A 20,479-nucleotide genomic window follows, 5' to 3' on the forward strand; every position below is an offset into this window, starting at 1 on the left:
TTAATATTATAAAGTAATTTACTTACTCAAATACATCTTACGTCTGGAGTACAAGTCATAAAACTGATCATCTTTAAGATCATCAATAAATAAAATACTTTCTCCTGTACTCTTCATCTCTGGTCCTAGTTTCTTATTTACATTTGGAAATTTATTAAAAGAAAACACTGGTTGTTTGATTGCATAACCTTCTAAGTGAGGTTTAAAATCAAAATCTGTAACCTTCTTTTCTCCTAACATTACCTTTGTCGCATAATTTACATAAGGCTCTCCGTAGGCTTTAGCAATAAAAGGTACTGTTCTGGATGCTCTAGGATTGGCTTCTATGATATACACTGTATCATCTTTAATCGCAAACTGGATATTGATTAATCCTACAGTATTCAGTGCTAAGGCAATTTTATGTGTATGATCCTTGATCTGTTGCATCACGAACTCACCAAGATTAAATGGAGGTAATGTTGCATTAGAATCACCTGAGTGAATTCCACAAGGTTCAATATGCTCCATAATACCTATAATATATACGTTCTCACCATCACAGATTGCATCTGCTTCAGCTTCGATTGCTCCATCCAGATAATGATCTAAGAGTAACTTGTTATTTGGTATTTTACGTAGTAAATCAACAACGTGCTCTTCTAGTTCTTGCTTGTTAATTACGATTTTCATCCCCTGACCTCCTAACACATATGATGGGCGTACTAAAATTGGGAAATCTAATCGATCAGCTACCTCCAGAGCTTCATCCGCAGTCTCGGCAGTATCAAACTCCGGATAAGGTATATTATTATCTTTTAACAATTTAGAAAAACTCCCTCTATCTTCTGCTAAATCCAAGGATTGATAGGTTGTTCCGATGATTTTAATCCCGTAGCGGTCTAGTTTTTCTGCAAGCTTCAAGGCCGTTTGTCCACCTAACTGAACAATCACTCCTTCCGGCTTTTCATGTCTGATGATATCATAGATATGTTCCCAGAAAACAGGCTCAAAATATAATTTATCAGCTGTATCAAAGTCAGTAGAAACAGTCTCAGGGTTACAATTGATCATAATAGTCTCATAACCACATTCGGCAGAGGCAAGTACTCCGTGTACACAACAATAATCAAATTCTATACCCTGACCAATTCTGTTCGGACCTGATCCTAATACTACAATTTTCTTTCGGTCACTCACTTCACTCTCATTATGTACAGAGACAGTTCCATCAGGAGTTTCAATTTCAGCCTCAAATGTAGAATAAAAATAAGGAGTTACCGCTTTGAACTCGGCAGCACAGGTATCCACTAACTTATAGACTCTGTTTATACCAAGCTCATCTCTTTTATTGTACACTTCACTTTCATAACATCCCACCATATGCGCAATCTGTCTATCTGCAAAACCTTTTTGCTTTGCCTCCAAAATCAAATCTTTGGTAAGAGATTGAATTGTATATGTAGAAATTTCTTTTTCCAGGTTATATAACTCTTCATATTGCTTCAAGAACCACATATCAATTTTAGTAATCTCGTGGATACGACTTAATGGTATGCCCATCTGTATTGCATCATAAATTACAAATACTCGATCCCAGCTTGCATATGTTAGTTTACTAATGATTTGGTCATAATCTTTATACCCTTTTCCGTCAGCTCCGAGACCATTTCTCTTAATTTCTAAAGATTGTGTTGCCTTGTGCAGTGCTTCTTGAAAAGATCTACCAATACCCATCACTTCTCCCACAGCCTTCATTTGAAGTCCTAGCGTACGGTCTGATCCTTCAAACTTATCAAAGTTCCAACGTGGAATTTTTACAATCACATAATCCAATGTAGGCTCAAACAATGCCGAAGTGGATTTTGTAATTTGGTTGTCTAGTTCATCCAGGTTATATCCTATAGCAAGTTTAGCAGCTACTTTGGCAATAGGATATCCCGTTGCTTTTGACGCTAATGCTGACGAACGAGAAACACGAGGGTTAATTTCAATCGCTATGATTTCTTCATGTTCATCTGGACTCACTGCAAACTGCACATTACAACCACCAGCAAAGTCTCCAATACTGCGCATCATATGAATTGCCATATCACGCATACGCTGATATGTTTTATCGCTAAGGGTCATTGCAGGTGCAACAGTAATAGAATCACCTGTATGAATACCCATCGGATCCATATTTTCTATTGCACAAATAATCACCACATTGTCATTGGCATCTCTTAGCAATTCTAATTCATATTCTTTCCAGCCAATCAAAGCCTTATCGATCATTACTTCGTGAATTGGCGAAGTTTCCAGTCCTCGGGTCAATAACTCATCAAAATCCTCTTCTTTGTATACAAAAGATGCTCCAGCCCCTCCTAATGTATAAGATGCCCTAATTACTAATGGAAAACCAAACTCCTGGGCTATTTCTTTTCCTTTCAAATAAGATCCGGCTGTAGCTTGTGGTGCCATGCCAATTCCTATTTTCAGCATTAGCTCTCTAAACTGTTCCCTATCTTCAGTAATATTAATCGCGTCGATATCTACACCGATAATTTCTACACCAAAATCTTTCCAAATACCTTTTTCATCCGCTTCGATACAAAGATTCAAAGCAGTCTGCCCTCCCATTGTTGGCAAAACAGCGTCAATCTGAGGATGTTCTTTAAGAATTTCTATAATAGATTTTGTATTCAGCGGCTTCAAATAAACATGATCCGCCATAGAAGGATCCGTCATAATAGTAGCCGGATTAGAATTGATCAAAGTGGTTTCAATTCCATCTTCTCGTAAAGAACGTAATGCTTGTGATCCCGAGTAATCAAATTCGCAGGCCTGACCAATAATGATTGGGCCAGATCCAATAATCAATAAACTTTTAAGGTCTTCTCTTTTTGGCATGTATCTAAAATTGTGTTGTATGAATTTTAATGAATTGATATAAAAAAAGGCGTTACTTCTAAAAGTAACACCTTTAATATTTTTAACTAACGAAAATCATTAGTGTTTGTGTCTTAACTCTGATGAAACAGATAGCTTTTTTCTCCCTTTAGCTCTTCTACGAGCTAACACCTTTCTTCCATTTACAGAAGCCATACGCTCTCTGAAACCGTGTTTGTTCTTTCTCTTTCTCTTTGATGGTTGAAACGTTCTTTTCATTGCTATCTATCTTTATCTTCTTGAAAAATGTCTAAATTGATCTCTTTGAGTATATCTGCTCAAAACTGCGGGCAAATATACGAAGAGTTTTTACTTTCACAAACCTAAATATCAAAATATTTTTATTTGTTTTTATTACCTTTGCCGCGACTCAAAAATCAAACAAATAAATGTACAATAAAAATATAAAATTAGTAATTGCAGCAATCATTATAGGAGTAGCCGTATGGCAGATGATTGAAGGGTATATCGGCAATGGGATTATGCTTATTCTTCTATCCTTGATTTTTGTTTTTCTATATTTTAAAAACGAATTAATTCTTCTGGCTTTTCTTAGATTACGTAAACAAGATTTTGATGGAGCTAAAAAATGGCTAAATAAAATAAAAAATCCTGAAAGCGCTTTAACTACAAAACAACAAGGCTATTATAATTATCTGCTTGGTATTATGCTATCACAAACCAATATTACTCAAGCAGAGAAATATCTAAAAAAAGCAATCAAACTTGGTTTATCTATGAATCAAGACCTAGCTGTTGCCAAACTTAATCTTGCTGGGATCGCTATGACCAAACGCCGTAAAAGAGAAGCTCAAACATTACTTACTGAAGCTAAAAAATTAGACAAGCATAACATGCTGAAAGATCAAATCACCATGATGAAACAGCAAATGAAAAAGATTTAGGCACACTAATTGTTTATTAAGTTACGTTATCTAATAGATAATCACTATAAAGTAAGGCTTAAACTTGGTAAGTTTTTTGAAGCAAAAAACATTTTTTTAAAGACTTTATAGTACATTAGCTATTGTAATTGATCTATAATGAAGAAATTATTAGTTTTAGGAATACTCTTTTTACACTTTACCCATACATTTTCTCAGGAAGAAGTTAGAATACCTTTCTCTGTTGCCATTTCAGCTCATATTGTGAAATATAATCAAAAGATTGATGAAGCGTATAGAGAAAATGATATAGAACGAGGTCAATTTCTTTTTGATTCTTTAGTGAATAACCATCTTAAAGGAACTTATGTAGACAACTTTACGGTTAATCCTTTAAAGGGTGATCCTATTCCGTTACGAGATTTTGAAAAACACATGTTCTTAGTGTCTTTTGCTTCGTGGTGTATGCCAGGTGATGGAATGATTCCTGCTTTTAATGATCTGGCAGATAGATTTCATGATCAAATAGATTTTGTATTCTTATTTTGGGACTCTAAAGAAAACCTAAAAGGAAAAGCAAAAGAATATAGCGAAAATGTTCAATTAGTATATGTAGATGAAAGAACAAATCAGGATTCTTATATCATCAATAAACTTAAGCACGCATTAGGGTTTCCTATGACTTATTTTATTGACGAAGAGAAAAAACTTCTTGATATTCAAAAAGTTGTTACACATCACTCTACAGAAACTTTTAGTAATTCTTACAACATTCATTTTAATTCATTGTCCAAAGGTGTCTCTCTTCTTATTGCAGATCTAGATGCTAAAGGGCTATTAGCAGGAGATACTGAAACACCAGAAGAATTGACTAATCCATTAGAGGAAGAAGAAGTTGATGAAGACGGTAGAACAGAAGAAGAAAGAAGAATTGATGAAGAATATGAAAGGTATCGTCAGGAAAAGAAAAAAGATTCTATAAACAACTCGAAAAAGAAAAAAAGAACCAGAAAGAGAAAACTATAGCATACTTATTTTCCGAAAATCATTTTCAAAGCTACTAGTAACAATACCCCACCAAAGATTTTTTTGAGTAGCACTTGGTTTATTGAAATTGCCAATTTACTTCCTAAATACCCTCCAATAATAAAGGTAACCGCAATTATCGCGGCGTATTTCCAATTCACATAACCTTCTTGATAATAGTTATATGCTGCCAATAATGTAACAGGAACTGCTAATACGGCTAAACTAGTACCCTGAGCTTCATGCTGTGAAAAATTTACCCAAAGTATCAACAATGGTATCATAACCACACTACCTCCTATCCCAAGAGTTCCACTAAAAAAACCAGCTAATAACCCAATTAAGATTAATGAGATAAGTACAGAAGTATTCATGCTAAAAAGATTTTAGCAGCTAACTTAACCAAAAAATCTATTATAAAATACTATTGTCCAACAGTAGTTTTGTAATACCCTTCTCTAGGTATCTTGATAAGATATTCTTTTCCCGCAGCATTATTAAGATGAGCTTCTCTAAGCCAAGGGTTATGAAGTTTCAAAATCTTGTAATTGATTCCATATTGATTGGCAAACTCCGTAAAATCTGTTACTGGTTCATCTACCAAAACATTAAATGTAGGAATATGTCCATATAAATCTTCATTCTTAAAATTAAAACCATATCGTTTTGGGTTGCTTAAAATCTCTTTAACCGCTACAATCCTAAACACATATCTACCTGTCTCTTCACCTAATAGCAAATCGTAATATGTTTTTACATTTTGCTTTTCTAATCTTCTATTAACCCCAGCACTACCTGCATTATACGCCGCTGCTGCCAGAGTCCAAGAACCAAAACGTTCTTTGGCTTTTTTCAGGTATTTACAAGCTACTCTAGTAGATTTTTCTATATGATATCTTTCGTCAACATTAGCATTTACCTCTAAACCATATTCTTTTGCAGTTCCCTTTAGTATTTGCCAAAAACCGGTAGCTCTAGCTGGAGAAACTGCTTGGGTTAAACTGCTTTCGATTACTGCTAAATACTTAAAATCATTAGGAACACCTTCCTCTTCAAGAATAGGTTCTATAATAGGGAAATATTTGTTTGCTCGTTTAAAAAGTAACAAACCATTAGATTGCCAATAGGTATTAACCAAAAGCTCTCTGTCCATACGTTCTCTAATATCAGGATTTTCTATAGGAACCAATTCTCCTGAAAAATTTAAATTATCAGGCATAGGAATTGCATAAACGTTATAGTCGTTTATCAATTTTTCTTCAAGGGATTCTTGAACTAAGGATTTTACAGGATCTTCCTGAGTTGCATTTATCAATATTCCAAAGGTGAATAATACACCTAATACAACCAATACTTTTCTTATCATCTTCATCATTAAGTAGATTTTATTTGGGGGAATAAAACTTTATTGTTACAATATAACGTAAAAAGTTAGACTAATGCAAGTTATCCTCTATTATTTGAGGTAAATGTTTATTAAACCATCTTGCTCTATTGATGATCATTACATGGGTTCCTTTCTCAATAGTGATACAGTTTTTAATATTTGATATCGGAAAAACAATGTCTTTATCTCCATGAATATGAACTAATCCTTCTAAAGTTTCTTCCTGATCCCAACACACCATATTTTCTATAGCCCAATCCAAATATCTTTTGTCATTAATAGACAGATAACGCTGATACATTGCTGCTCTTTTTTTTGCAAAATCTCCAAAAGCTAATTTTTCCCAATTATCAATTTTAGAAACTACAGAAGTAGGAAGAAGCTTATAGAACTTGGTTTTTCTCGCAATTTTCATTCGTTTCGGAAGCTCAAATCTATTCTTAACACTAGAAACGATAATTAGCTTCCTTACATTAAGATATTTACTCATCTCCTGTACCATTACTCCTCCAAAAGAAACACCAATCAAAACGCAGTTATCGTGTTGTACCTCATTACACATACGTTTTGCATAATCTTCAATGGATTCATTCTTCTCAGGAATTTTCCAGGGAATCAAGTGTGTCTCAAATTTTTCTTCAGGTAATTTTATATACTCAAAAATGGAAACATCTGCTGCCATTCCTGGTACAAAATAAACATGGCTAACTTCCTGCGACATAGGTATTTTAACAGTGAATATTGAGTTTAAAGCTTTAAATTTGTTATCTTTGCGCATCAAAATTATAGTATTCCCATTTCACTTGAAAGGAAATTCTATATTAAATAATTGTAAAAAGGGAATTTTATACTAACAAATCTTAGTTAGTAATATAATAGTGTGATTTTTTTAATCATTACACTGAAGTTAGTTTTTGAGTTTTTATCTCAAAAAAGTGAAATAAGTTGGGGATATACCCAACAAAAGTATTAACATAAACACTTGATAAAATAATATGGAGAACATAAGTGATGTCGGATTAGAAGTGATTGACAATGAATTTCTAAGACAGTTCGAAACTACTATTGAAGGTCAAAAAGCAAAAATTGAGTATTCTCAACAAGAAAGAAAAATCTTCTTAACTAAACTTATTATGAGTGATGAACTACTCGAAAAAGGACATGCAGAAGATTTTATAGTTGCAGTATTCAATATCATCGAAGAGCGCAATATTAGGTTAGTACCCACAAGCCCTATTATTGCAAAGTTTATGAGAAAAAATAGAAGAAAATACAAAGATCTTCTTCCTGTAGGGATTAATTTATAGCTTCCTAACAGAATCGTATAAAAAAATCTGCCTTAGTGCAGATTTTTTTATGTGTTATCTTAATTAGTTAAGTGTTTTGTTACAATAAATCAAACCTCACCATTCCATCTTCATCAATCTCCGTAAGTCTTACTTTGCGAAGCGTGTTTACATAAGAAGGATTCCAAGGCATTTTTACTTTGACATAATTTTCAGTAAATCCATGGATATAACCTTCCTTATTTTCAGATTCGAATAAAACCGTTCTTTCTGTCCCTAATTGACTTTCATAAAAAGCTCTTCTCTTCTTTACAGATAACCCACGAAGCATTTTGCTTCTTTTCTTTCTTACATCAGCTGGAATAACACCTTCTAATTCAGCCGCAACGGTATTGTCTCTCTCAGAATACGTAAAAACGTGCAAGTAAGAAATATCCAATTCAGATAAAAAATTATAAGTATCTAAGAAATGATCATCTGTTTCACCAGGAAATCCTACGATAACATCAACTCCGATACATGCATGAGGCATTACCTCTTTTATTTTTTTAACACGATCCACATATAATCCACTAAGATACCTGCGTCTCATCAGTTTTAATATCTCATCACTCCCGGATTGTAGTGGGATATGAAAATGTGGCACAAATGTTCTGGATTGCGATACAAAATCAATGGTTTCGTTCTTCAACAAATTAGGTTCTATAGAAGAAATACGTAATCTCTCAATACCATCAACCTGATCCAGAGCTTGTACTAATTCAAAAAAAGTATGTTCGTGTTTTTTATTCCCGAACTCCCCTTTGCCATAATCACCTATATTAACACCAGTGAGTACAATCTCTTTAATATCTTGTTCAGAGATTTCTTTAGCATTTTTTAATACATTCTCTAAAGTATCACTTCGTGAAATCCCTCTAGCCAAAGGAATTGTACAATACGTACATTTGTAATCACATCCATCCTGAACCTTCAAAAAAGCACGTGTACGATCTCCTATAGAATAACTACCCACATAAAAATCAGCTTCTTCGATCTCGCAAGAATGTACTTCTCCAAAATCATTCTTAGAAAGGTCGTTAATGTAGTCTGTAATTTTAAATTTCTCTGTGGCTCCTAATACAAGATCTACCCCATCTACAGCCGCTAATTCTTCAGGTTTCAGCTGTGCATAGCAACCCACGGCAGCCACAAAAGCCTCCGAGTTTATTTTTTGAGCTTGTTTTACAATGGTTTTAAACCTTTTATCAGCATTTTCTGTAACAGAACACGTATTGATCACATATATGTCAGCATTTTCAGAAAAATCTACACGGTCAAAACCTTCATCTTTAAAATTTCGGGCAATAGTAGATGTCTCCGAAAAATTCAGTTTACAACCAAGCGTATAAAAAGCAACCTTTTTTCTCATAAAACTCATTATATTTACCCATAACAATAGCTCAAAAAGATTGAGCAGATGCAGAGTAAATTTTTAAGGCTGCAAATATACCAACAATAATTCGTTTACTAAAATTGAAATTCGTTAGACCCTTACACATAATTCATTATTTAACAGCTGCTTACACCATTCTTTGCTTCTTATCCTGCGGAAGCTCCTCAAAAGAAGATAGAGACCATCAGGTATTTAGATATAATCAATTTGATAATATTAGCTCACTAGACCCCGCCTTTGCAAGAAATGTAGCCAATATATGGTCTGCAAACCAGTTATTTAACGGATTAGTGCAATTAGACGATTCTTTACACGTACAGCCTGATATTGCAAAATACTGGGATATTTCTGAAGACAATCTTACCTATACTTTTTTTCTTAGAAATGACGTAAAGTTTCATAAACACTCACAATTCAAAACAAAGGACAGTACCCGAATAGTAACTGCAGAAGATTTTAAATATAGCTTTGATAGACTTATTGATCCAAAAGTTGCTTCTCCCGGAAATTGGGTACTAAAAAATGTTCAGGTATATGAAGCCAAGAATGACACAATATTCAGGATTAAATTAAAAAAGCCCTTACCAGCTTTTTTAGGACTAATGAGTATGCGTTACTGCTCTGTTGTTCCAAAAGAAGTTGTTGAATTTTACGGAAATGGTTTCAGATCAAACCCTATAGGTACAGGACCTTTTAAATTCAAATTATGGGAAGAGAATGTAAAATTAGTATTTCTTAGAAACGAACTTTACTTTGAAAAAGATGAAAAAGGAAAGCAATTACCCTATCTAGAAGCTGTTGCTATTACTTTTTTACCGGAGAAACAAAGTGAATTTTTACAATTTGCTAAAGGTAATATTGATCTACTCAACAGTCTGGATGCATCCTACAAAGATGAGCTACTTACACCAACCGGAAAACTAAGAGAACAATATAAAGATCGAATAAATATTTCTAAAGGACCTTATTTAAACTCAGAGTATCTGGGATTTTATCTTGATGGAGATACAGAAGAAGTAAAGTCAATATTACTTAGAAAGGCCGTAAATCACGGTTTTGATAGAGAGAAAATGATTACGTATCTCAAAAATGGAATCGGAACACCAGCTATAAACGGGTTCATCCCGAAAGGTTTACCTGGTTTTGACAATATACCCGGTTATGACTATAACCCCGAGAAATCTAGAAAACTAATTAAGCAATATATTAAAGAAACAGGAAATTCAAACCCTACACTAAGAATTGCCACAGATGGTAACTATCAAAGTATCTGTGAATTTATCCAGCGAGAGTTGGAAAAAGTTGGACTCAATATTATTGTGGATGTTATGGCACCGGCTACAATACGTAAGAAGAAATGGGGCGGTGAGTTAGATACTTTTAGAGCTAGTTGGATAGCCGATTATCCCGATGCAGAAAATTTTCTGTCTCCATATTACAGTAAAAACCACACTCCTAACGGACCAAACTATACTCACTTTTCAAATGAAGTTTTTGATCAGCTTTATGAAGAAAGTTTTCTGATAAAGGATACTAAATTACGTGAAAAACAGTATGCAAAAATGGATTCAATTATTGTAGCTCACGCTCCTATTGTTCCTTTATATTATGATGAAGTGGTTCGATTTACTCAAAAAAATGTAAGAGGACTAACTAATAATCCTCAGAATTTCTTGATCCTAAAACGTGTTTGGAAGGAGAAAGTAAAGTGATTTTTTTAGTTATTTCAAAAAATTAACACACTTCGTCGTCTATTAACGTCTTTTAATCGATTATTTCCCTATATTCGCCGTTAATTCTTATAACAGCATACTAACATTTTATAATTAACCCAAATCCTATGAAAAAAGTTATACTATGCCTAACAGCATCTGTTTTTTTAACAATTTTATCCTGTGGAGATGATGATTCTGCAATTGGATTAACTCCTGTCAATATTGATCCTTCAGAAGAAGTATTTTTAGATCCAACAGAAATATCTAAAAATCTAATTATTGATGGTGGATCAAGAATAACTGGAAATGCTCCTTCTTCTAATGGGAGTTTATCTTTTACGATTAATAAAGAGGAGCAATCTGCTTTTCAAAAGAATGGTTTCAGCATTTTATTAAATGCTCCAACTAACTACGCAGGATCATATATACAGATAAAAAATGAGGACGGAACACTCGCACCTGATTACTGGGATGTACCGGTAGGAGTAAAATCTTCTAAATCAAATCATAAGAAAAGAAAGGTTTCGAACAAAAATAATGATGGAGATATAGAAATCGATGTTGATTTTGAAGATAGTGTTACAGCAGGTCGATTCTGCTATGTAATATGTATCTATGATGAAGAAGGAAATATTAGTCCAGCTGAAGAAATCTGTGTAGAAGTTGAAGCTTGGGGAGGAAATCCTAATTTGATTGGTACTTGGAACTATACCAAGCAAGTCGCTAACGGAATAACAACTCCAGTAGGAGAAATTAATTTTTGTGAAAGTCCAGGCTTTATAAATTGTAATAACCAAGAAACATTAATTGTTCCAGAAGATAAAGGATGGTGCTATGCTTCGACTGAAATAAAGTTAGAGTTAAATGCAGATGGTACATACGTGATAAATGATTTTCAATTTCAAAAACAAAGCTTCATCTTTGATCAAAGCATATCTACATGCACAATAGTAAATGAAACTGTAAATGATGAGTTCGGTTCCAAAGAAACATCTAAAGGATATTGGGCCTATAATGAAGAAAAAGAAGAGATAATCCTCATAGAATTTGAAAACACAACTTTTTACTTTGATGATAATTTTGAAGATAGTTATACCGAAGAGTTTGGAGAACTACATCAAATGAGTGGATTCTCTTTACTTAATGGTTCTAGTCTAGTAATTAGTGGTTTGGATTATGATTTTACTAATGTTACAGAATATCATTTTACCAAATAAACTCTAAAACCAATTGCGTACTAAAAAAATCTTAACCTAAATTAATACAACATCACCTATTATTAAACAATAGGTGATGTTTTTATTTTACCACTAATAACTCTTTCTCCACTCCTTGGTTTCTTCAAAAACGTGTTCCAGAATCTTTTCATCCTGTTCTGTGAATTCTATATTTCTTCGAGACATTACCACTTTAGCTACTTCAAAAGCTTTTTTGGTTAGATATGTGGTAAAACCACCACTTCCTCCCCAACTATAACTTGGCACAAAATTACGAGGAAAACCACTACCAAAAATATTTGCATTCACTCCAATAACAGTTCCTGTATTAAACATCGTATTGATTCCACATTTAGAATGATCACCCATCATTAGACCACAGAATTGTAATCCGGTCTTAGCAAAACCTTGGGTTTCATAACTCCATAAACGTACAGGAGCATAGTTGTTTTTTAGGTTGGAAGTATTAGTATCCGCGCCAAGATTACACCATTCACCTAATACCGAGTTACCCAAAAAACCATCGTGACCTTTATTAGAACACCCAAAAATCACTGAGTTATTCACCTCTCCTCCTACCTTAGAATATGGGCCCACAGTAGTTCCGCCATAGATTTTGGCTCCCATTTTTATAGTTGCGTAATCACACAGCACAAACGGCCCTCTAATAATACTCCCCTCCATGATTTCTGCATCCTTACCAATATATATAGGGCCACCACTAGCATTAAGCGTTACAAACTCCAGTTTAGCACCTTCTTCAAGGAAAATATTTTCTGCAGCTATGATGTTATTACTATCCGGAATAGCTTGGCTTTTCCTACCTTTAGTCAATAGTTCAAAATCTTCTTGGATAGCTCGTTCATTTTTTGAAAAAATATCCCAGGTATTTTTCACATTAAAAACATCATAGTCATATTGAATAACATCATAGGTATCAAAATCAACTTCTTGTCCTTCTTTTACATAAAATGCGATAGGTTCATCCTGATAAAAAACCGCTTGCTCCGGCTGTAAGTTTTTTACCATCTCTACAAGATTAGCAGTAGGTAGGTATGATGCATTGAGCATCACATTTTCTTCTAACTCTACCATCGGAAACTTTTCACTCAGATAATCTTCTGTAACCGTAGATGTTGTAGATCCTAAATATTTTTCCCACTTTTCTCGTATTGTTAGAATTCCTATGCGGATTTCAGCAACCGGTCTGGTATATGTAAACGGTAATAATGAGTCACGTGAAACTCCATCAAAAAGAATATAATTCATAGCCCTATTATTATATTTTGTGATTTGGTTCAAAAGTACAGTAAGTAGTAATAACAAAAAAGCCTTTCCGTAAAGAAAGGCTTTAGATTAAAATCTTAATACCAAATTACTTTTTGAATTTAGCATATTTATTTTTAAACTTGTCGATACGTCCTGCAGTATCGATAAGTTTTGATTTACCAGTGTAAAATGGATGAGAAGCTCTAGAAATTTCCAACTTCACTAACGGATACTCAACACCATCAACATCGATAGTCTCTTTAGTATTCGCAGTAGACTTAGTTAAAAACACTTCGTCATTTGACATATCTTTAAAAGCTACTAATCTATAATTTTCTGGGTGAATACCTTTTCTCATCGTATTAATCTTTTCGTTTTTCGAGGTGCAAATTTAAGACTTATTTTTTAATTACAAAACATTTAGAAATAAAGAAATACATTTTATTTAAGTATTCTATAAATAATTATAATGTTAGTAAAATCCATATAAGAGTTCATCACTGCTTAACACCTTCATCATTAGCTACTTCTTGGGCTCGTCTGAACCAATCCCAAATGGAACAAGCAAGGCTACTGATACTACAATCAGATGACCTCTTCTGAAGATTACTTCCTACACCTAATATTAGATATTCATACTGATCCGCAATACGAGTAAATTCTTCACCTGTCATATTCATAGCCTCGAGTTGATAATATAAATCCAAAAAGGTTTGTGATTGATCTCCTAAAAACTCCAAAAACAAAGCTTCTATATCTGATCCATTTAGGTTATCGGTAGCAGTTTTTTGAAGTAAGGACTTTTGAAATTGTTCGAACTTGCCTGTTTTAATGACACTTTTATTCAACTCAATTAAAGTTTTCTTAACAAGAAATTCCTTTTCTTCCTGAGAGATTCCAACGTCTTCATCCTTAGAACAGGATGACAAACCTACAAAGGTTATAATAGATAATAAAAGTAATAATTTTTTCATGCGTGATTTTTTTAGTTATATGTTATACAATTTTAAAAATTGGGGTGTTTCAACACTAATTTTAAAATTTATTTTTTAAAGAAACTTACTCCTAAATCACAATATTCCAACATTTTAACCACTACTACCCAAATTGAGTAAATCCCCATATTTTATGATGCCTTAGACCATATAAGTCTTACGGAAAAACCGTAAAATTTTGTTAAATATACGATAAAAACATGAATTATCCCGATAAAATGCTATTTTTTTTGACAACTGTAACATTTTTTTATATTTGTATACTTATGGTTTAATTACAACCAAAAAATATATTTATACATGGCTGAAACTACTATTTCTACCAAAAAACATATCCTAACCTATGGAGTAATTCTTGGTTTTATTTGGGTTATTTATGGTTTTCTTCGCCATATAACAGATAATGGAACTACAATACATTGGGGGTTTTCTATTTTTGAATTATCTCTGTATATAGGGTTTATATTTTATAGTATTTATAAATACAAATCCAAAAATGATGGTTTTTTAACCTTATGGCAAGCATTAAAAGTAGGATTTGGAATTGTTTTAATCAGCGTCGTTATGCAAACAACTTGGGATATTTTTTTGGTAAAAGTAGTTTCTCCAGAAACCATCCAAGAAATTATTAATTCGACAGATAAGCTACCAGCAAAAGAATTACAAGAATCTAACAAAACTGCAAACAAAGAGAACAACTATCTAATTAATATTTTTGGTTTAGTTTTTAATTTAGTATTAGGGACTATTATCGCACTTTTTGCAGGTGCTATTATGCAGAAAAACAAGGATCCATTTGAATAACCTAAAATCTCCTTTTTCTATTTAATTTTCTTTTTTAACAAACAAGTGTAACAATTTGGTACATTTGTGTACTTATGGTTTATAACTAACCAAAATATCATTAATTATGGAAAATACTGCTTCATCAAAAAAACATATTATAAATTATGGATTGCTTCTTGGAATTTTATCCGTAGGACTTGGAGTTGTAATATACGTTACTAATAGCTATACAGAGCAGAATTGGGTACACTCTCTAATTGGTTTTGTAATATTGATAGGAACCATTATGTATGGATTAACTGCCTTTAAAAAAGCTAATGAAGGATACATTACTCTGGGAGAAGCTTTAAAAATTGGAGTAGGTATTTCGTTAATTGGAGGAATCGTAGGAGTCATATGGACAATTCTACTCATGAATGTTATTGAACCGGATATGGTTAACCAGATAACAGAAGCTCAGCGTACCCAAATGATCGAACGTTTTCCGGATATGCCAGAAGAACAATTGAATCAAAGTATCGAAATGGCTGCAAAATTCACATCTCCATATATTATTTCTGCTTTTGCATTAATTGGTAACCTTTTCTTTGGGTTTATCATTTCATTAATTGGAGGGTTAATTATTCAAAAGAAGAAGGATTTATTTTAATATTATATGAATATATCTGTTGTCATACCACTGCTCAATGAGCAGGAATCGCTTAATGAATTATATAATTGGATTGCAAAAGTTATGCAATCCAATTCCTTTTCTTATGAAATCTTATTTATTGATGATGGTAGTGATGACGGATCTTGGGATACGATCAAAGAACTATCTCAAACAGATCAAAACGTAAAAGGAATTCGTTTTCTTAAAAACTTTGGTAAATCTCAAGCATTACATGCCGGTTTTAAAGCTGCTCAGGGAGATGTTATTATCACTATGGATGCCGATCTGCAGGATAATCCAGAAGAAATCCCAGAGATGTATGATCTTATTACTAAAGGAGGTTTTGATCTGATTTCCGGTTGGAAAAAGAAGCGATATGATTCTGTTATTGCCAAAAACCTTCCGTCAAAACTATTTAACGCAGCTGCACGAAGAACTTCCGGAGTAAAATTACACGACTTTAATTGTGGGTTAAAAGCTTATAAAAACCTTGTCGTTAAAAATATAGATGTACACGGAGAGATGCATCGGTATATTCCTGTCCTAGCTAAAAATGCAGGTTTTTCTAAGATTGGGGAGAAAGTGGTTCTGCATCAAGCTCGTAAATATGGTAAAACCAAATTCGGAATGAGCCGATTTATTAATGGTTTCCTTGATTTAGTAACCATATGGTTTATGTCTCGTTTTGGTAAAAGACCGATGCATTTTTTTGGATTAATTGGAACCATTTTATTTATAGTGGGCTTAGGTTTTTCATTATACCTGGGAATTGATAAATTGTTCATAGAAATAAAAGGACGATTAATTGCGGAGCGTCCTGAATTCTATATAGCACTAACTTCCATGATCTTAGGGACTCAGTTTTTTCTTGCAGGATTTCTTGGTGAAATTATTTTAACCAGCAAACGTAATAAGGAAAGATACAATATAGCTGAAACTATAGAATAGTATTCTGGATTTTGATTAAACCCTTCAATATATCTGAACTAGTATTTTCAATAAAGTTAATATCATATATCTACAATCAATATTGAAAATATATTATTTTTGTAGTTAAAATCACGCGCATGCAAATCACAGATTCTAGTATAAAAAATAAAGTAGAAGAATGGTTAACACCAGTTTTTGATCAGGATACCCAAAAAGAAATTCAAAAGTTACAAAGTAGTCCAGAAGATCTAAAAGAAAGTTTTTATAAAGACTTAGAATTTGGTACCGGAGGTATGCGCGGTGTAATGGGTGTAGGCACTAACAGAATTAATAAATATACCTTAGGAAAAAGTACTCAAGGACTAAGTAATTATCTTCTTAAACAATTCTCAGAAGAACAGCCAAAAGCTGTAATTGCTTATGATTGCAGAAATAATAGTGATACACTTGCCAAAATAGTGGCCGATGTATTTTCTGCTAACGGAATTAAAGTTTTTCTTTTTTCCAGCCTACGTCCTACCCCGGAATTATCATTTGCGGTAAAAGAATTGGATTGTCATTGTGGTATTGTATTAACCGCTAGTCATAACCCCCCCGAGTATAATGGTTATAAAGTATATTGGCAAGATGGTGGACAATTAGTACCGCCACAAGATGGGGAAATTATTGCAGAAATAAATTCATTACAATATGCTGATGTCAAATTCGAAACAAATTCAGAACTGATACAATATATTGATAAAGAAATTGATACAGTTTTTATTGAACAAAGTGTAAAAAACGGAAGCTTTGCAGCTACTCAGGAAGCCAAAGATAATACGACTATCGTTTTCACATCATTACATGGAACATCAATCACTGCAGTACCGGAAACCTTAGAAAAAGCCGGGTATACTAATGTTCATATCGTAAAAGAACAGGCAGAACCAGATGGTAATTTTCCAACTGTAAAATCACCAAACCCTGAGGAACCGGAAGCCTTAGCAATGGCAATGGAACTTGCTAAAGAGGTAAATGCCGATATTGTTATTGGAACAGATCCGGATTGCGATCGATTAGGAATTGCGGTTCGAAATAATAAGGGAGAACTACAATTATTAAATGGAAACCAGACCATGATTGTGATGACTTGGTTTCTTTTAGAATATTACAAAACCAAAAAAGGCCTTAACGGCAATGAATTTATAGCTTCTACAATAGTTTCTACACCTATGATGAAAACTCTATCAGAAGCTTATAATGTAGAATATAAAGAGGTTCTTACAGGCTTTAAATGGATTGCAAAGTTGATCAAAGATTTCCCAGAAAAACATTTTATCGGAGGAGGTGAAGAAAGTTTTGGGTTTATGGTTGGAGATTTTGTTAGAGATAAAGACGCAGTAACCTCTACCCTATTGGCCTGCGAAATTGTTGCGTATACCAAAGCAAATAAAAGTTCTTTTTATAATAAACTCATAGAATTATATACAGATCACGGTTTTTATAAAGAAAATCTGGTTTCTCTAGTCAAGAAAGGCATTGATGGAGCAGCTGAGATCAAACAAACTATGATAGATCTTAGAGAGAACCCTCCAAAAGAATTAAATGGAGAACAAATAGTATTAATAGAGGATTACCAAACCAGCATTGCCAAAAATCTTCAAGATCATACAGAGTCTACAATTGATATTCCTAAATCCAACGTTTTAATATTCTATACAGAATTAGGAAGTAAAATTGCAGCCAGACCAAGTGGTACTGAACCAAAAATAAAATTCTACATCAGTGTACAAGAACCATTAAAATCTGTTATAAATTTTGAAACAATCAATGAATTATTGGATAAGAAGATAATCTTAATTAAAAAAGATCTAAAACTAGTATAAATACATTGTAGAACTTTTATTACTAGAATTAATTTGATAATTCAAATATTAACAAAACTCTTTTATCCAAATAAAGATTGTTTAGGATTTTATATAACAAACTTCTTAAAAGTGAAATAAAGTAATCTATAACACAAAAGCCCTATAAAACTCAGAAATAGTCGACATAATACCATGTGTTAAAATTAAAAGTCGCCCCAAGGACAGAGATACCTGTAATCAATACGTCGGTTAAACCAAAATCCCTGCTAGATATTGAAGTAAGTCCAACAAATAACTAAGTAATTCAACTAAATATCTGCATACTAATTAGTATGCAAATCAACATATTATAAACAAAAAAGAGCGCTTTCGCACTCTTTTTCTTCACACAAATCATTTTAATTTAAGGGCTTATTCTAAAATTAAAACTCACTTTTATTAAAAACTTTCATTTTGGGGAAAATGAAAGAGTTAACTCATTATTACGGTGTAAAGATACTACTATTTTTAAACTCAACAAGGCTTTTTAAGTACTTTATCGAAAAAAAATGTTTTTTACCATTAAAAAACAACAAAAATAAATACTTAGTAATACAAAACTTACATCTGACACAATAATGTAAAATAAAAAAGAGTGCTTTCGCACTCTCTTTCTTCACACAAATCATCTTAATTTAGGGGCTTATTCTAAAATTAAAACTCACTTTTATTAAAAACTTTCATCTTGGGGAAATGAAAGCGCTAACTCATTATTACGATGTAAAGATACTATATATTTTTAATAAACCAAATAAAAATCGTTTTTTATCTAAAAAAAAAGCATTTAATCATTAAAAAAACGTTTTTAAACTAAATATTGTAGTAAAAAACTTACAAATATTTAGATTTATAATTTCACTCAACTAAAAATTCCCTGCAGTAAACCTAGAAACAGTATAAACAAAAAAGAGTGCCTCCGCACTCTTTTTCTTCACACAAATCATCTTAATTTTTAGGGCTTAACTAAAATTAAAATTCAACTTTTAAAAAACTTTCATCTTGGGGAGAATGAAAGTACAAACTCATTTTCACGATGTAAAGATACTACAATTTTTCAATTCTCAAAGCAAAAACTGCATTTTATCGTTAAAAATAATATTTTAACAATAATAAAATATAAATAAATTATATTTATGTAGTCTTTTTCTTACTTAATAATTATTTATATTTATGTTTCGGAAAGTATTATAAAAATAAAAAAGAGCGCTTTCGCACTCTTTTTCTTCACACAAATCATCTTAATTTAGGGGCTTATTCTAAAATTAAAACTCACTTTTATTAAAAACTTTCATCTTGGGGGAAATGAAAGCGCTAACTCATTATTACGATGTAAAGATACCATTTTTTTTTAATCCACCAAATAAATATTGCTTTTTATCTAAAATATATTGTTTTTAATCTTATTTTTAACATTTATTCCTACAATATTCTTACAAATAAGTCATTTGCACATATTTTTTCCTCTTAATTAAACCTTTTTTAATTACATTAGTCTAATCCATATGAAGAAAACATTTTCTAACTCTAAATAATACTTTTTAGCTTTTGAAAATAACAGAAGAGTACTTACTTAAGGATTTGCAATCTGATGATAATATCAATATTGCTTTCAGCAAACTTGTATCAATATATAAGGAGCGCTTGTATTGGCATATCAGAAATATGGTAAAAAACCATGAAGACACTGATGATATCTTACAAAATGTATTTATAAAAGTGTATAAGAATATAAAAAAATTTAAAGGTGATAGTAAACTATATTCCTGGTTGTACCGTATTGCAACCAATGAATCCATTACTTTTCTGAATCAAAAAGCAAAGAAATATAAAATAAGTAATGAAGAACTAAGTATGCGATTGATCCAAAACCTGGAAGCCGACGTATATTATGAAGGAGATGAAATACAATTGAAACTTCAAAAAGCAATTGCTACCCTTCCTCAAAAACAACAGCAAGTATTTAATATGAAGTATTTTCAGGAGTTAAAATACAAAGAAATCTCAGAGATATTAGAAACTAGCGAAGGGGCTCTAAAAGCTTCTTATCATTTAGCTTCTAAAAAAATTGAAGAATTTTTAAAATCTAATTAAACCTTTTTAC

19 protein-coding genes are annotated in these 20,479 nt (G+C 32.4%); 10 read left to right on the forward strand and 9 right to left on the reverse strand.

Annotated features, from left to right (window positions below; translation table 11 throughout):
• Positions 1–18 precede the first annotated feature (18 nt).
• Positions 19–2,871: a carbamoyl-phosphate synthase large subunit gene (gene carB / locus J8M14_RS17090; RefSeq protein ID WP_211076034.1), complete on the reverse strand. Its 2,853-nt coding sequence runs from the start codon at positions 2,869–2,871 to the stop codon at positions 19–21.
• Between the two features lie 99 nt (positions 2,872–2,970).
• Entirely contained in the window at positions 2,971–3,129 is a 159-nt protein-coding gene (gene rpmH / locus J8M14_RS17095) for a 50S ribosomal protein L34 (protein WP_073314535.1), read from the reverse strand.
• Positions 3,130–3,299: 170 nt separating this feature from the next.
• On the opposite strand from rpmH, the gene J8M14_RS17100 reads away from it, so the two are divergent.
• Together J8M14_RS17100 and J8M14_RS17105 are read left to right on the forward strand one after the other, a co-directional pair.
• On the forward strand, positions 3,300–3,815 hold the full coding sequence (locus J8M14_RS17100) for a DUF2892 domain-containing protein (RefSeq protein WP_211076035.1): 516 nt from the start codon (positions 3,300–3,302) through the stop codon (positions 3,813–3,815).
• A gap of 138 nt (positions 3,816–3,953) precedes the next feature.
• Positions 3,954–4,820 (forward strand): redoxin domain-containing protein, encoded by an 867-nt coding sequence (locus J8M14_RS17105; RefSeq protein ID WP_211076036.1) that lies wholly within the window; start codon positions 3,954–3,956, stop codon positions 4,818–4,820.
• A gap of 5 nt (positions 4,821–4,825) precedes the next feature.
• Here J8M14_RS17105 and J8M14_RS17110 read toward each other — a convergent pair whose 3' ends face one another.
• From J8M14_RS17110 to J8M14_RS17120, 3 genes are all read right to left on the reverse strand, one after another.
• On the reverse strand, positions 4,826–5,194 hold the full coding sequence (locus tag J8M14_RS17110; RefSeq protein WP_211076037.1) for a sulfite exporter TauE/SafE family protein: 369 nt from the start codon (positions 5,192–5,194) through the stop codon (positions 4,826–4,828).
• Positions 5,195–5,244: 50 nt separating this feature from the next.
• The gene (locus J8M14_RS17115; RefSeq protein ID WP_211076112.1) at positions 5,245–6,192 is read right to left on the reverse strand and encodes a lytic transglycosylase domain-containing protein; all 948 of its coding nucleotides are present in this window, start codon (positions 6,190–6,192) and stop codon (positions 5,245–5,247) included.
• Positions 6,193–6,256: 64 nt separating this feature from the next.
• Positions 6,257–6,985, reverse strand: coding sequence for an alpha/beta hydrolase (locus J8M14_RS17120; protein ID WP_348772856.1), 729 nt, complete (start codon positions 6,983–6,985; stop codon positions 6,257–6,259).
• Between the two features lie 226 nt (positions 6,986–7,211).
• Here J8M14_RS17120 and J8M14_RS17125 point away from each other — a divergent pair, with 226 nt between their 5' ends.
• Positions 7,212–7,514: an N-acetyltransferase gene (locus J8M14_RS17125; RefSeq protein ID WP_211076114.1), complete on the forward strand. Its 303-nt coding sequence runs from the start codon at positions 7,212–7,214 to the stop codon at positions 7,512–7,514.
• Positions 7,515–7,593: 79 nt separating this feature from the next.
• Here J8M14_RS17125 and mtaB read toward each other — a convergent pair whose 3' ends face one another.
• On the reverse strand, positions 7,594–8,904 hold the full coding sequence (gene mtaB / locus J8M14_RS17130) for a tRNA (N(6)-L-threonylcarbamoyladenosine(37)-C(2))-methylthiotransferase MtaB (protein ID WP_211076038.1): 1,311 nt from the start codon (positions 8,902–8,904) through the stop codon (positions 7,594–7,596).
• Between the two features lie 104 nt (positions 8,905–9,008).
• Between mtaB and J8M14_RS17135 the strand changes: the two genes are divergently transcribed.
• Both J8M14_RS17135 and J8M14_RS17140 read left to right on the forward strand, forming a co-directional pair.
• Positions 9,009–10,640 (forward strand): ABC transporter substrate-binding protein, encoded by a 1,632-nt coding sequence (locus tag J8M14_RS17135; protein WP_247672684.1) that lies wholly within the window; start codon positions 9,009–9,011, stop codon positions 10,638–10,640.
• Positions 10,641–10,768: 128 nt separating this feature from the next.
• A complete protein-coding gene (locus J8M14_RS17140) occupies positions 10,769–11,860 on the forward strand; it encodes a hypothetical protein (RefSeq protein ID WP_211076039.1) in 1,092 nt (363 codons plus the stop codon).
• 93 nt (positions 11,861–11,953) lie between these two features.
• On the opposite strand, the gene J8M14_RS17145 is transcribed toward J8M14_RS17140, so the two are convergent.
• The 3 genes from J8M14_RS17145 to J8M14_RS17155 form a co-directional block, all read right to left on the reverse strand.
• Positions 11,954–13,129, reverse strand: coding sequence for a GlmU family protein (locus tag J8M14_RS17145; protein ID WP_211076040.1), 1,176 nt, complete (start codon positions 13,127–13,129; stop codon positions 11,954–11,956).
• A 106-nt stretch (positions 13,130–13,235) separates the two neighbouring features.
• On the reverse strand, positions 13,236–13,487 hold the full coding sequence (locus J8M14_RS17150) for a type B 50S ribosomal protein L31 (RefSeq protein ID WP_211076041.1): 252 nt from the start codon (positions 13,485–13,487) through the stop codon (positions 13,236–13,238).
• Between the two features lie 139 nt (positions 13,488–13,626).
• Entirely contained in the window at positions 13,627–14,103 is a 477-nt protein-coding gene (locus J8M14_RS17155; RefSeq protein WP_211076042.1) for a hypothetical protein, read from the reverse strand.
• 321 nt (positions 14,104–14,424) lie between these two features.
• Here J8M14_RS17155 and J8M14_RS17160 point away from each other — a divergent pair, with 321 nt between their 5' ends.
• The 5 genes from J8M14_RS17160 (at position 14,425) to J8M14_RS17180 (ending at position 20,469) form a co-directional block, all read left to right on the forward strand.
• On the forward strand, positions 14,425–14,928 hold the full coding sequence (locus tag J8M14_RS17160) for a DUF4199 domain-containing protein (protein ID WP_211076043.1): 504 nt from the start codon (positions 14,425–14,427) through the stop codon (positions 14,926–14,928).
• Between the two features lie 106 nt (positions 14,929–15,034).
• Entirely contained in the window at positions 15,035–15,559 is a 525-nt protein-coding gene (locus J8M14_RS17165) for a DUF4199 domain-containing protein (protein ID WP_211076044.1), read from the forward strand.
• A 6-nt stretch (positions 15,560–15,565) separates the two neighbouring features.
• Positions 15,566–16,510, forward strand: coding sequence for a glycosyltransferase family 2 protein (locus tag J8M14_RS17170; protein WP_211076045.1), 945 nt, complete (start codon positions 15,566–15,568; stop codon positions 16,508–16,510).
• A 119-nt stretch (positions 16,511–16,629) separates the two neighbouring features.
• Positions 16,630–18,357: a phospho-sugar mutase gene (locus tag J8M14_RS17175; protein WP_211076046.1), complete on the forward strand. Its 1,728-nt coding sequence runs from the start codon at positions 16,630–16,632 to the stop codon at positions 18,355–18,357.
• A 1,566-nt stretch (positions 18,358–19,923) separates the two neighbouring features.
• On the forward strand, positions 19,924–20,469 hold the full coding sequence (locus tag J8M14_RS17180; protein WP_211076047.1) for an RNA polymerase sigma factor: 546 nt from the start codon (positions 19,924–19,926) through the stop codon (positions 20,467–20,469).
• Positions 20,470–20,479 lie beyond the last annotated feature (10 nt).

The organism is Aquimarina sp. MMG016, from assembly GCF_018100805.1.
Taxonomy (GTDB): Bacteria; Bacteroidota; Bacteroidia; order Flavobacteriales; family Flavobacteriaceae; genus Aquimarina.

Bases quoted from the DNA above. Each gene is read 5' to 3' on its own strand.
- carB (WP_211076034.1), bottom strand. From the start codon at position 2,871: ATGCCAAAAAGAGAAGACCTTAAAAGTTTATTGATTATTGGATCTGGC.
- rpmH (WP_073314535.1), bottom strand. From the start codon at position 3,129: ATGAAAAGAACGTTTCAACCATCAAAGAGAAAGAGAAAGAACAAACAC.
- J8M14_RS17100 (WP_211076035.1), top strand. From the start codon at position 3,300: ATGTACAATAAAAATATAAAATTAGTAATTGCAGCAATCATTATAGGA.
- J8M14_RS17105 (WP_211076036.1), top strand. From the start codon at position 3,954: ATGAAGAAATTATTAGTTTTAGGAATACTCTTTTTACACTTTACCCAT.
- J8M14_RS17110 (WP_211076037.1), bottom strand. From the start codon at position 5,194: ATGAATACTTCTGTACTTATCTCATTAATCTTAATTGGGTTATTAGCT.
- J8M14_RS17115 (WP_211076112.1), bottom strand. From the start codon at position 6,192: ATGAAGATGATAAGAAAAGTATTGGTTGTATTAGGTGTATTATTCACC.
- J8M14_RS17120 (WP_348772856.1), bottom strand. From the start codon at position 6,985: ATGCGCAAAGATAACAAATTTAAAGCTTTAAACTCAATATTCACTGTT.
- mtaB (WP_211076038.1), bottom strand. From the start codon at position 8,904: ATGAGAAAAAAGGTTGCTTTTTATACGCTTGGTTGTAAACTGAATTTT.
- J8M14_RS17140 (WP_211076039.1), top strand. From the start codon at position 10,769: ATGAAAAAAGTTATACTATGCCTAACAGCATCTGTTTTTTTAACAATT.
- J8M14_RS17145 (WP_211076040.1), bottom strand. From the start codon at position 13,129: ATGAATTATATTCTTTTTGATGGAGTTTCACGTGACTCATTATTACCG.
- J8M14_RS17150 (WP_211076041.1), bottom strand. From the start codon at position 13,487: ATGAGAAAAGGTATTCACCCAGAAAATTATAGATTAGTAGCTTTTAAA.
- J8M14_RS17155 (WP_211076042.1), bottom strand. From the start codon at position 14,103: ATGAAAAAATTATTACTTTTATTATCTATTATAACCTTTGTAGGTTTG.
- J8M14_RS17160 (WP_211076043.1), top strand. From the start codon at position 14,425: ATGGCTGAAACTACTATTTCTACCAAAAAACATATCCTAACCTATGGA.
- J8M14_RS17165 (WP_211076044.1), top strand. From the start codon at position 15,035: ATGGAAAATACTGCTTCATCAAAAAAACATATTATAAATTATGGATTG.
- J8M14_RS17170 (WP_211076045.1), top strand. From the start codon at position 15,566: ATGAATATATCTGTTGTCATACCACTGCTCAATGAGCAGGAATCGCTT.
- J8M14_RS17175 (WP_211076046.1), top strand. From the start codon at position 16,630: ATGCAAATCACAGATTCTAGTATAAAAAATAAAGTAGAAGAATGGTTA.